Annotated in this window: 6 protein-coding genes and 1 pseudogene; 3 read left to right on the top strand and 4 right to left on the bottom strand. The window is 73.7% G+C overall.

Features of this window, described 5'->3' with window-relative positions:
- Nucleotides 1–556 precede the first annotated feature (556 nt).
- Nucleotides 557–1,087, top strand: coding sequence for a GNAT family N-acetyltransferase (locus ACH4DX_RS22645; RefSeq protein ID WP_398156429.1), 531 nt, complete (start codon nt 557–559; stop codon nt 1,085–1,087).
- Between the two features lie 57 nt (nt 1,088–1,144).
- On the opposite strand, the gene ACH4DX_RS22640 is transcribed toward ACH4DX_RS22645, so the two are convergent.
- The 4 genes and pseudogenes from ACH4DX_RS22640 to ACH4DX_RS22625 all read right to left on the bottom strand — a co-directional run bounded on the left by ACH4DX_RS22640 (nt 1,145) and on the right by ACH4DX_RS22625 (nt 6,467).
- Complete coding sequence (locus tag ACH4DX_RS22640) at nt 1,145–2,719, bottom strand: aldehyde dehydrogenase family protein (protein ID WP_398156428.1); 1,575 nt, start codon at nt 2,717–2,719, stop codon at nt 1,145–1,147.
- An 84-nt stretch (nt 2,720–2,803) separates the two neighbouring features.
- Nucleotides 2,804–4,459 carry a 2-oxoadipate dioxygenase/decarboxylase family protein gene (locus ACH4DX_RS22635; protein ID WP_398156427.1) on the bottom strand — a complete coding sequence of 552 codons (1,656 nt, stop codon included), beginning with the start codon at nt 4,457–4,459 and terminating at the stop codon, nt 2,804–2,806.
- An 11-nt stretch (nt 4,460–4,470) separates the two neighbouring features.
- Nucleotides 4,471–4,692: pseudogene (locus ACH4DX_RS22630) on the bottom strand (FAD-dependent oxidoreductase); the annotation flags it as partial.
- Nucleotides 4,693–4,952: 260 nt separating this feature from the next.
- Nucleotides 4,953–6,467 (bottom strand): hypothetical protein, encoded by a 1,515-nt coding sequence (locus tag ACH4DX_RS22625; protein ID WP_398156426.1) that lies wholly within the window; start codon nt 6,465–6,467, stop codon nt 4,953–4,955.
- 20 nt (nt 6,468–6,487) lie between these two features.
- Here ACH4DX_RS22625 and ACH4DX_RS22620 point away from each other — a divergent pair, with 20 nt between their 5' ends.
- Complete coding sequence (locus tag ACH4DX_RS22620; RefSeq protein WP_398156425.1) at nt 6,488–11,314, top strand: hypothetical protein; 4,827 nt, start codon at nt 6,488–6,490, stop codon at nt 11,312–11,314.
- Between the two features lie 114 nt (nt 11,315–11,428).
- Complete coding sequence (locus tag ACH4DX_RS22615) at nt 11,429–12,115, top strand: RES family NAD+ phosphorylase (protein ID WP_398121341.1); 687 nt, start codon at nt 11,429–11,431, stop codon at nt 12,113–12,115.
- Nucleotides 12,116–12,577: the final 462 nt, after the last annotated feature.

The raw sequence follows: 12,577 nt of genomic DNA, 5'->3' as shown, positions 1-12,577 counted from the left end.
AACGCGTGCTCAGAAGAATTCTGAGGAAAGGCACGGCGCCCAGAAGGGACGTACACACGTGCTGTACGCACCGTAGCACACCGGGACGGTGCGGAGGGCCTTGGCGGCCCGGGCGGGTCGGACGGCCTGGCCCGAGCGGCGCGCCTGGCCCGAGCGGCGCGCCTGGCCCGAGCGGCGCGCACGGCCCAGACGGACCGAGCAGCCCGGGTGGACCGGGACGACCGGACGGCTTGAACCGCCCGGGTGGACCAGGACGACCGAGCGGCCTGAACTGCGTAGTGGGCGTGGGATCTTGAGTCTCCATATGGCTGATTACTCTCAGTACATAATCGCGTACCATGAGTTGCCGAGAGTGGCCGACTCGCCCCAGCTGACCCCCGCCCGGCTGCGGCCCCCATGAGCAACCCGCCAAGGTGTGGGTGCGGGCGGCGGAAGGGGTGTGCGTGCCGGTGGCCACGGCGTGCGGCCCTGGCTGCGGGGTCCGTAAGGCCGGGTCCCGCAGTCATCGAGCTGTTTGCCCTGCCGCCCCGCCCCCGCTCCGCCGTACCGTTGCCCCATGCCCGAACTCCAGCGCCTGCGCCCGGACCACGCTCCGGCCCTGCTCGCCTTCGAACGCGAGAACCGCGCCTACTTCGCCGCGTCGGTGCCGGACCGCGGTGACGACTACTTCGCCGGGTTCGACGCCCGGCACGCGGCGCTCCTGGCCGAGCAGGAGAGCGGCGCGTGCCATTTCCATGTGCTCGCGGGCGGGGACGGCGAGATCCTCGGCCGGGTCAACCTCGTGGACGTGGCCGGGGGTTCGGCCGAGCTCGGGTACCGCATCGCGCAGAAGGCGGCCCGGCAGGGGCTCGCCACGTCCGCCGTGCAGAAGGTGTGCCTGCTGGCGGCCACCGAGTACGGACTGACCTCGCTGCGCGCCGGGACGACGCTGGACAACCCCGGCTCCCAGGCGGTCCTGGCCCGCGCCGGTTTCGTCGCCACCGGCGAGGCCGAACTCGACGGCCGCCCCGGGATCACGTACACCCGGGACCTGACGGGCCACCCCCGCCGCACGGCCCCGGTGTCCGGGCGACGGTACACGGCATAGCCACCGGTCAGCGGAATCCGGGCACCCCGCAGGCGGCGCAAGCCCCCCGACCCCCGGTCACAAAAAACTGACATTCTGCGCCAGCGACAACCGCCCCGAGTAGTTCACGGTGTTCGTCGCGGACCGCATATACGCACGCCACGCGTCCGAGCCCGACTCCCGGCCACCCCCGGTCTCCTTCTCGCCGCCGAAGGCCCCGCCGACCTCCGCGCCCGACGTACCGATGTTGACGTTCGCGATGCCGCAGTCGGAGCCGTCGGCGGACAGGAACAGCTCGGCCTCGCCCTGGTCGCGGGTGAAGACGCTGGAGGACAGGCCCTGCGGCACGTCGTTGTGCAGGGCGATGGCCTCCTCGAACGTGTCGTACGTCAGGACGTACAGGATCGGCGCGAAGGTCTCCTCGCGTACGACCTCGGTCTGCGCGCCGACGCGGACGAGGACTGGCTCGACGTACGCGGCGCCAGGGGCCAGGTCCGCGAAGCGGCGGTCACCGCCCGCGAGGACCTTGCCGCCCTCGGCCCGATCGCGGGCGACGGCCTGCCGCATGCGGTCGAGCGCGGTGACGGAGATCAGCGGCCCGACGAGCGTCGCCTCGTCGAAGGGGTCGCCCACGGGCAGCTTCGCGTACGCGGCGGCCAGCCGGGCGACGAGGGTGTCCGCGATGTCGCGGTGTGCGATGAGGCGGCGCAGCGTCGTGCACCGCTGCCCCGCCGTGCCCGCCGCCGCGAACACGATCCCGCGCACGGCGAGGTCCAGGTCGGCGGAGGGCGCGACGACCGCGGCGTTGTTGCCGCCGAGTTCGAGCAGGGACCGCCCGAAGCGGGCGGCGACGCGCGGCCCGACCTCGCGCCCCATGCGGGTGGACCCGGTGGCGCTGACGAGCGCGACCCGGGGGTCGTCGACGAGCAGTTCCCCGACGGACCCGGGCCCGATGAGCAGCCGGTGCACGCCGTCGGGCGCGCCGGTGTCCGCGGCGGCACGGGCCAGCAGGTGCGCGCAGGCCAGGGAGATCAGCGGGGTCAGCTCGGACGGCTTCCAGACCACGGTGTCACCGCAGACCAGGGCCACGGCGGTGTTCCAGGACCACACGGCGCAGGGGAAGTTGAAGGCGGAGATGACACCGACGACGCCCAGCGGGTGCCAGGTCTCGGTGAGCCGGTGCCCTGGCCGCTCGGACGCGATGGTCCGCCCGTACAGCTGCCGGGAGAGACCGACCGCGAAGTCGCAGATGTCGATCATCTCCCTGACCTCGCCGAGCGCCTCGGAGCGGATCTTGCCCGCTTCGACGGTGACGAGGTCCGCGAGGTCGCTCTGGTGCTCGCGCAGCAACTCGCCGAGACGGCGTACGAGTTCGCCGCGGACCGGTGCCGGGGTGGAGCGCCAGGCGCGGAAGGCCCGGTGCGCGTCGGCGACAGCACGGTCCGCGGTGGCCGCGGTGGTGGCGGGCACGGGGAAGAGGTGCTCGCCGGTGATCGGGGTCCGGGCGTGGCACACCTGTCCCGCGTCACCGCCCCGCGCGAGCGTGCCGCCGACGTCCACGCCGACGCGGTCCACGCCGACGCGGTCCAGGGCCCCGCGGGCACGGGCGCGCAGTTCGTCGGTGGTGGGGAGGGCGGAGGGCGCGAGTGGCATGAGGGCTCCTCGGGGTCGACGGGGGTTCCGCGGGTCCGTCCACGCTGTCGTGGTGCAGGCTTCCGCGGGCGGGCGCCGGAGCGCTCACGCGGACGACGGAGGCGGAATCGGGCGTTCCAGGCGCAGCTCGTGTGCGGCCCGCGCCAGGGAACGGGCCTGCTGCTCCTCGTACAGGGCGAAGGGGTCGAGCACATCGCGGCCGACGGCGCCGGACAACCAGTCGCTGTCGTACGCGACGCCTTCCTCGCCCTCCTGGCGAGTGCCGGATCCGTCCAGGTTCGACTGGAAGATCCCGGCGGCGGACCGCGGCAGGAAGTCCTCGTACACGATCGGTTCGGCACGCACCCAGCCCTCGCGGAGCAGGCCGGGCAGGTCCGGGGGCGGGGTGCGGCCGTCGCGGGCCCGGTCGGCGACGGCGTGGTACGTGAAGTGGGCGAGGCCGCGTTCCGCGAGGGCCTGCTCGGTGCCGGGGAAGCGGGTGGGCCAGAGGGAGCGGAGGAGGTCGGCGCGGGTCGCGGCGGCACGGGGCGCGGTCGCGGTGGCGTCATGGGGTGCGGTCGCGGTGGCGTCATGATGTGCGGCGACGGGACGGGGTGCGGCGAGGTCACGGGGCGTGGCGGGGTCGCGGGGCGTGGCGGAGCCACGGGTTCCGGCTGCGTCACGGGGTGCGCGGGAGCCACGGGTTCCGGCCGCGTCACGGGATGCGCCGGAGCCACGGGTCCCGGCCGCGGCACGCGCCGCGGCCACCGCCCCCTCCGCCAGGTCCAGCAGCTCGTCATAGCGGGCCCGCCCCCGCCGCGTGAGGGCGATCCCGCGCGCCTCCACCTCCCCGAACCGCACCCGCAGCGTCCCCTCGGTCACGGTCCCGTCAGGGAGGCGCAGGGCGCGCGGCTCGTCGAGTGCGCGGAACGAGGTCTGCCGGAGCAGCACGTCCGGGCCGACCCCCCGCGGCGGGCCCTGGACGGTGTCGATCATCGCGATGCCGCGTTCGGTCATCCGCCGGTACAGCTCGTCGATGTCGAGGACGCGGGGCGTCAGATGGTTGATGTGGGTGCTGCGCACGCCGCCGATGTCGGCGGCCACGGCCGACACCCGTTCCAGCGTCTCGTACCAGGCCTTGTCGACGGGTTCGGCCGACAGCTCGAAGGCACCCACGGCAAGGCGCAGGAACCGTTCGGCGTCGTCCTCCGCCAAACCCTGCTCGGCCTCGGCGCGGTCGGCGAGGGCGAGCAGCTCGGGCGGGAACAGCTCCCGCCCCGCGAGGAACCGCTCCAGGCGTCTGCGCAGGTCGGGGTCGAAGAAGCGGGGGTCGGCGGGGGTGAGCAGGGAGGTGAACACGCGGAAGGGGTTGCGGGCCAGCTCGTCGCCGTCGACGGGGCGGAAGGCGGTGGACACGACGGGCACGGCGCTCGCGGCGGCCTCCCGCAGGTCGTAGAAGCCGACGGGCCGCATCCCGAGGGCCCCGAAGACCCGCCCGGCCTGCTCCAGCTCCGCCGGGGTGCCGACCCTCACCGCGCCGTGCCGCTCGGCGGTGACCCGCGCGATCGTCCCGAGCCGCTCCGCGTCGCCGCCGCGTTCGCGCAGCACGTCCTCGTTCACTTCGCGCGTCACCTCGACGAGGGTGTCGTACGCGGGGACCTCGCGCCCGTACATGGCGGAGAGCCGGACGGCGAAGGCGGCGCGGAGCTGCCAGGGCGCGAGCCGGTTCGCCGGGTGCCGCCCGGCCGGACGTCCGGTCATGGGTGTGCCTCCTACACCACGTGGGCCTCGGGACGGCCGCCGGGGACGGCGCCGTCGGCGAAACGGTCGGCGCTCAGGGGTGGGACGTCGACGAAGCGTTCGCGTTCCAGGTACAGGTCGCCCACGACTTCCCCGACGACCGGGGCCTGGAGGAACCCGTGCCCGGAGAAACCGGTGGCGTAAAGGAAGTTGGGCACGTCCGGCGCCCTCCCGATGAGGGCGTTGCAGTCGGGCAGCCCGAGCGCGATGTTCAGCGGATCGGAGAACTGGGCCCGCACCCCGCCGATCGGCTTCCCTGAAGGCGGAGGCGGAGGCGGGCGCCGCTGGACGAGGGCCGGTCGTGCGGGTCGTTGCGGACACAGCGAGACCCCTCACACTCAGCACTCAGCACTCAGCACTCAGCACTCAACAGGAACTGCTGACAGGCGGGCGATCCTCCGTCATCGTCCAGCAAGGCGGCCGTCGGCGTCCATGACGCCTCAGCCGCCACGCGTCACTCGGTTTCCTGCTCCGTCCCGGGTTCACCCGCGAGGACCAGCTGGCTGACGGTGTGGCCGTCGATGGTGCGCACGGTGACGCGGTACAAGCCCGGCGCGCTCACCGTGGCGCGGGCCACGACGGTCCCGTCGCCCCACATCGGTCTGAGGGGGCGCGGGTCGCGGCCTTCGGCGTCGGCGATCTCGCACTTGAGGCCGGACAGGGAGTCCACGTCGGTGAGCGCGAGGGTCCACGGCTCTCCCGCCGTCACCAGGTCGGGCACGTCGAGGCCGCAGCCGGGGGCGCCCTGGGGCGGGCCGAGGTGGTCGTCGCCGCGCAGCACCTCGGCCACGGCCTTGAGCGCGACGCGGTCGAAGGCCACGGCTCCGTGCTGGAGCGGGAGCGGTGTGACGGCGGGGCCCACGGCGGCGGAGTCCTTGTGGACGGTGCCGTCGCCCTTGACGTCGTAGAACCGCAGCGCGCCGCGCGCGTCGCGGATGAAGGCGCCGCTGCTGTGCCGGCGGGCCCCGTACTGACGCGGGTGGACCACGCCGTCCTTGACGGTGAGGCTCTGCGGGGTGGCCTGGTTGGTGCCGGCCACGGTCCAGTGCCCCGGCAGCGTCATGTGGATCTGCTTGCCCTGGAAGTCCGCCGCCGCCCGGGCCAGTTCCTCGTCGCCGCCGATTCCGGCCACGTCGCCGGGGGTGAGGCGGCGGACGTCGTCGCCCTCGATGAGGCAGGCGTACTGCGGCAGCAGGTCGTGCAGGCCCGGCATGGTGGCGGAGACGGACCGCAGCTGCCGGTGCGGCAGCGGGACCGGGGTGCCGCGGCCGCTGTTGAGGATCGCCGCCGCCTTCACCGCGCCGTGGAAGGGCGTACCGAGGGTGAGGACCGCACGGGTGTCGTCGAAGAGGTCGCTGTCGTACGAGGCATCGAGGGCCGCCCGGGTGACGAGCCCTCCCATGGAGTGCGCGACGAAGACCAGCCGTGCCGGGCGTTCGTCGACTCGGTGGCGGCGGGCCTCGTCGTGTGCGGGATGTCCCTGCCAGCCGACGAGGTGGCGGCGGGCGGCTTCGGCCAGGAGGCGGCCGTTGGCGGTGACGGGCAGGCGCCAGTCGTAGGCGAACTCCAGGACGGCGGCCTCGTGGGCCACGCAGCTCCGTACGACGTCGAGCAGGGCGGTGTAGGGCTCGAACCCCTGTAAGTAGGGCGTCCAGTACGAATGCCGCATCAGTTGCGTGGCCTTGATCCGGCCGGTCCTGCCCTCCAGTTCCTCCGGCGTCAGGCGCAGCGGCTCCAGGCCCCGGGGCCGGGTCCACGCCTTGAGGAGCCATGACACCCCCGACAGGCCCCATACGGTCTTCCCGGTGACGGTGTCGTACAGCTCGCTGCCCATGATGCCCGGGACGACGACGACGGCGTCCTGCGTGATGTCGGCGGTCACCACCGGTGCGGGTGGGGGTGTGGGCGAGGGTGCCGGTGCCGATGTGCCGGTGGCAAGTTTGTCGCTTTCTGGCTCGTGGGGATTCATGGCTGTGAACAATAGGGAACATGCAGGCGGAGCGCGTCCCCGGGACGGAAGTCGAGTGTCCACGGGCGGAGTTCGCGTACGCGGCGCCCCCGGCGGTGGCCGCCGGTTCGCTGGTCGTCGTGGCGGTGGAGGACGGGGACCCCGAGTTCGCCAAGGCCGTCGAGGAACAGCTCTCGGCCGTGACCGCGTGGTGGCCGACCGGTCCCGCGCCGGGCCAGGGCTTCGTGCAGACCGTGCTGCGCGCGCCGGAAGAGCGCAACGACGTGGAGCGCTTCCTGCACACCTCCGGAATCCGGCAGGCCCCGGAGGACGAGGCCCTGGTCGTGTACATCACCTCGCACGGCACCGTCGGCCGATCCCTCAGGCACTTCCTGATCCTGCCGGACACCGACACCGACCGGCTCCTCGCGACCGGTCTGCCCACCAACGACGTCGTCGTGGCCGCGATCGACTCGCGCGCCCGCCACGTACTCGTGATCGTGAACGCCTGTGAGGCCGAGGGCATCGACGCGGAGCTGAAGGCCCTCGTACGCGAACTGGTCGACACACCCGGTGCCAGGCGTTCGGTGAACGTGGTGGCGACGACGGCGACCCGTTCCCCGGTGCTCGGCCGGGAGTTCGCCGCGGTGCTGCGCATGGCCTTCGACTGGCTGCGGGACGCGGCGGGCATCACCCGGCCGCAGCTGACGATCTCCGAGTTCGTCCAGGCCCTGGAACAGGCGACCGAGCGGCTCAACGCGGAACGTGACCTCGCGCTCCCCGGCCCCCGGCCTGTCCTGCTCGCCAGGCTCGGGGAACCGTCCCCCGCCCTGCCCAACCCCGGCTACCGGCCGCGGCCGAAGGTGGTCACGGGCGCCCGTGCGGAGGTCGCGGCCACACCGGAGGAGCTGGAGTACTGGCTGGACCGCGCCAGCGGACGCGCGAGCAGCGACGATCCCGGCTGGTACTTCTCCGGACGCAAGGAGATCAACCGCGACCTCGCGGACTTCGTCGCGGGCCCGCCGGGAGTCCTCGTGGTGACCGGCACCGCGGCCAGCGGGAAGTCCGCCGTCCTGGCCCGTGCGGTGACCCTCAGCGACCCGGCGTTCAGGGCGTCGCCGCGCTACGCCGACGCGGTGCGCAAGGCGCCGCCCGACAGTGTTCCCGGCGAGGGTTCCATCCATGTCGCGGTGTCCGCCCGCAACCGCGGACCGCTGGACCTCATGGCCGCCGTCGGCACCCGGCTCGGCTGTGCGCGGGACCGTACCCGACCGGGGACGGACGCTCTGCGCCAGTGGCAGGAGTCGCTGCGCGCCTTCTTCACGACGTGCCCCACCGACGTGGTCACCGTGGTCGTCGACGGTCTCGACGAATCACCCGATCCGGTGGCGTGCGTCCGCGATGTGCTGGTGCCGCTCGCGGTCCACGCCGGTGCCGGGGGGCCGGGGCGCGGGCTGCGTCTCCTGCTCGGCGTGCGCAGCACGAGCCCGGGCACTCCGGGGGCGGGCGTTTCCGGCGGGCTGCCGGGGCTGTACGGCCTGCACGGCGTGCACGGTCCGTACGGTCTCTTGCAGGAGCTGCTGAGCGTCTTCCCCGGCGCGCACGTGCTGCGTACGGACAGCGAGGGCGTGCAAGCGGACATCGCCGCGTATGTGGCCGCGCTCCTGTCCGGGGTGCCCTGGGGCAACGACGACCCGGCCGCGGTCCCCTCGGCGGCGGAGTGCGTCGCGCGGCACGTGGGCCGCTCCTTCCTCGACGCGCGACTGGCGGCGGAACAACTGCGGCGCGGCGACGGGATGGAGCTGCTCGGCGACTCGCGCTGGCTCGCGGGGCTCGACAAGGGCACGGTCGGCCTGTTCGAACAGGACCTCGACCAGGTCGCCGACGACGGCCTGCACAGGGCGGAGGCGCTCGCGCTGCTGCGCGCCACCGCCTACGGCCTCGGCCGGGGGATCCCCTGGGCGCAGGTGTGGCCGACGGTGGCCTCGGAACTCCTCGGCGCCCGCATCGAGCACGCCGACGACAAGATCCGGCGCCTCCTGGAGGGCCGCCTCGCCGGGTACCTCGCGCACGACGTCGAGGACGACCACGTCGTGTACCGGCCCGCGCACGAGCAGCTCGCGGGCATGCTGCGGCGGTGGGCGCCCGAGCCGGGCGCCGCGCCCGTGACGGGTGAGCGCGTCGCCGCCGCCCTGGCGGGCCTGGTCAAGAACGACACGGTGACCGTGCCGCACCCCTACTTGCGCCGGTACCTGGCCCACCACGCGGCGATCGGCGGGGCGTTGGACGACCGTCACGTACCGCCGCCCCTGCTGCCGTGGCTCACCGGCGACGGCGTACGGGGCCTGCTCGGCCTACCGCTCGTCCCCGGCGCCGGCCGGTCGTGGCTCACGGCGTGGGCGGCCGTCGAACCCTACGTACAGGGTGCGGACCTCGCCTCCCGGTGCTCGAGCCTGCACCTGGCGCGTACCGCCATGCGGTTCCCCGGCCGTCCGCACCGTCTGCTTCCTCCGGCTGCGGCTTTCGCGGGGTCCCGCATCTCGGTGCTGTGGTCGCGGTGGGAGCCACCGGCCAACGTCCTCGCCACCCTCGGGCGGCCGGGTCTCGCGCTGGCCCCGGCGGCGGGACCCGGCGGTGCGGCGCTGCTGGCGGTGGGCGGCGCGTCGGGCTCCGTCGAGTTCGTCGACGCGGTGTCGGGCGCGCCCGTCGGGGACCGGGTCCTCGCCCACGACGGCGACGTGCGGTGCCTGGACTTCGTACCGGACGCCACCGGTGGCGGGGCACTCGTCTCCGGCAGCGCGGACGGCACCGTACGGATCCGCGAGACGCTCCGGGGGGCGCTGCTCGGCCGGACGGCCTTCGCAGGGCGGACCTGGGTCGCCGCTGTCGCCGGGTGCCGGGACGGGGCGGGGTCGTTGGTGGTGGCCGCGGTCGCCGGGACCGGGGCGGTGCGGCTGTGGCGCGAGGGCGCGGCGGAGCGCACGGCCGACCTGACCCCGCACCCGTCGGAACGGGCCGCGTTCGCCCTGACCGTCGCCGCCGCCGCCGACGGCCGCCCGTTGCTCGTCGGCGCCGGTGGCACGGTACGGGTCTGGGACATCGCGGATCTCCGGCTGCTGTACGAGTACCCGGTCGACGTCGGCGCCCCCGTCAGGTCCCTGGCCCGCACCACGGTGCCGGGGCTGGTCGCCACCGGGCACGGTGACGGTTCCCTGACACTGTGGGACGTGGCGACGGGGTCACGGGGGGTGTTGCGGGGGGCGGGGGAGCCGGTCACCGCGTTGGTGGGGGTGCGGGTGGACGGTGTGGACTTGTTGGCGGCGGCGGGGCCGGGGGCGGGGATCGATCTGTGGGACGTCGGCGGGGTCGCGTGCGGGGACGGTGGCTCTGGCGGTGCGGGCGGGGCTGGCGGTCCTGGCGGTGCGGGCGGGTCCGGGGGCTCGGGCGGGTCCGGGGGCTCCGGCGGCGCGGGCGACTCCAGGGACTCCGGCGGCGCGGGCGACTCCAGGGACTCCAGCGGCGCGGGCGACTCCAGGGACTCCAGCGGCGCGGGCGACTCCGGAGACAGCGGCAGCACGGGCGTGCCGGTGGCGCCGGTGGCGCGGCTCACCGGACACACGGATGCCGTGACGGCGCTCTGCTCCGCCCCCTTCCACGGAACTCCCCCTCACGGGAGCCGAGGGAGCGAGGAGACCCAGGGGCGGCCCCAGGGAACCGTACGAACCGTGGAAACCGTGGGAACCGATCACCTCCTCGCCTCCACGTCCCGTGACCACACCGTCCGGCTGTGGGACGCGGACACCGTCCGCCGTGCCCTCCGGGACACCGCCGCGGCCCCCGCCGCGACGGCCGCGGTGCTCACCTCGGACCTCTCCGGCTCCCCGCAGCTGGCCGTCAGCGACGCCTCAGCGCGCATCCAGCTCAGGGACCTGACCAGCGGCGAGATCACCAGCACCGTCACCACCACCCGCTCCTCCGCCGACGGCCCACCGCACCCTCCGGCCGCCCTCGCGTGGTTGCCGGAGGAGGAGGACCGGCACGTACTCCTCCACACGGCGCCCGATCACAGCATCCGGTCCTGGGACCGGCTGCACGGCCGCGCCGCCGGCATCCGCCTGGAAGGGCACGCACAGCCCGTGCGCGCCCTTGCCGCGACCGTGGCCGCCGACGGACGCCGGCTGGCCGTCAGCGCCGACGACTTCACCGTCCGGCTGTGGGAGCTGGACGGCGGGCGGCAACTCCAGCGGTGGCCCCACCCCTACTCCGTACGTACGGTGGCCGCGGCGTCGGACGGGTCCGGCACCGACTGGTTCGCCTCCGGCGGGATGGACGGAAGGGTGCGCCTGTGGGAGTCGAACGAGGAGCGGGGACACCGGTGGCAGCCGGAGGCCACCGCGCCCGGTCGGGCCACCGCCCCCAGCCACGTCTTCCGCTGCCGCCAGGGAATCATCAACGCCGTCGCCATCAACCCGCACCGCACCCTGCTGCCCCCGTTCCTGGCCACCGGGGGAGATGACGGCACGGTGCGCCTGTGGGACCTGACCACCCGCACGGCTCTCGCCGAGCCCCTCGTAGGGCACACGGATGCGATCGAGGCGATCGCCACCTGGACGGCTCGCGCGGAGGCTCCCCGGCCCTACGTCGCCAGCGCGTCCCGGGACGGCACGGTCCGTTTCTGGGACGCGGCGACATCGCGCTGTGTGCTGCGGCTGGCCACGGGAAGCCCCGTGCACACCCTCTCCGTGGACCCCCGGGGCACGCCCGGCGGCGGGGTCGCCGTCGCCCTGGCCGGGCAGGCCGGAGTCGCCGTGCTCAGCCTCGACTTGAATGATCTGCCATCAGCTGACCAGGATGCGTGCGCCCCCTGAATTCCTTTGTGCGCCCCCCAGGGAAAACGGCAGGATCGCTGCCCTCGCACTCCCGGCGACAGAGAATGATCGTTCGCCGACACCAGCAAGCCCTACCCGAGTGAGGAGCGGCCCGTGAGTGAGGGCGCGCCGTTGGAGGCAGGACTCGTACCGGCACCGGAGCGCGGGGTCTGGCGCCTGGGCAAGGCCAAGGATCCGCTCAAGTACAGCCAGATCAGCCGCGAGGACGACAGCCGCACGGGCGGCAACCGCTGGAGCATGCCGAGCTACGGCACGCTGTACTGCGCGTCCGACCTGGACGGATGCTTCGCGGAGGCGCTGGCTCCGTTCCGCGTGGACCCGGAGCTGCGCGCCTTGATCGGCACCGACTGGGACGACCCCTACTTCATGTCGCCCGGCCAACTCCCCCAGGACTGGCGTACACGGCACACGCTGGTGCGATTACAGCCCGCCGCGGAGGCGCGGTTCCTCGACGTGGACGACGAACAGACCCTGCGGGTCCTTTCGAGGGAACTCAAGGAGGAGCTGGCGCAGTTCGGGATCACCGAACTGACCCTCGACCACGTCCAGGGCGCGGACCGCAGGGTGACGCGCCAGATCTCCGCGTGGGCGATATCCCAGCGGAACCGGCACCAGGAGCGGCTGATCCACGGCATCGCCTACAGCTCCCGCTTCGGGATGCGGCAGTGCTGGGCCATCTTCACCGATGTGCCCCTCAAGGAGGTGGAGCGCCAGCCGATCTGGCCGGAGGCGGCGGACCTCCTGAGAGTCGCCGACGAGTACGGCCTGACGATCCGCTGACACGCCGCCTGACGCGCGCCCCGCTTCCGCGCACCCCTAAACCGAGTAAACGCCCAGCCCAGCAGCCACGGAAACCCCCAAGAGGGTTTCGGCGCAGGAACCTTGACGCGAAATCACCCCACGCTGGACAGCGCAAAAGTGGTGGAGTTGAGGGGGGTTTCCGGGTAGCCTTCATGTACTGGCTATGGAGGAGGACCAATGATCGTGTGCAGCCCACCCTCACGGACAGCCGCTTTCGCCTCGCCCGCGATCACGCAGAGAGGCCCCGCGCCGGGCACGCCACACCCCTGACCACAGGCGCTCCGCGCCACCAGGGTCCGTAGAGGTCACGCTTCCCCACGGATCACCCCTTCAGAAGCGTCACCCAGTCGGCGGCGCAAGACCCGCATCCGCACCCGCCAGGACGTGCGGCAGCCGGAGCCACCCGCGCCCGATCCCACACCCGTACACCGGTCCGGTGTG

The sequence above is a fragment of the Streptomyces sp. NPDC017940 genome, from assembly GCF_044328435.1.
Taxonomy (GTDB): domain Bacteria; phylum Actinomycetota; class Actinomycetes; order Streptomycetales; family Streptomycetaceae; genus Streptomyces.
The sequence above is the reverse complement of the archived record's forward strand: the minus strand, read 5'-3'. Positions and strand labels throughout refer to the sequence as shown.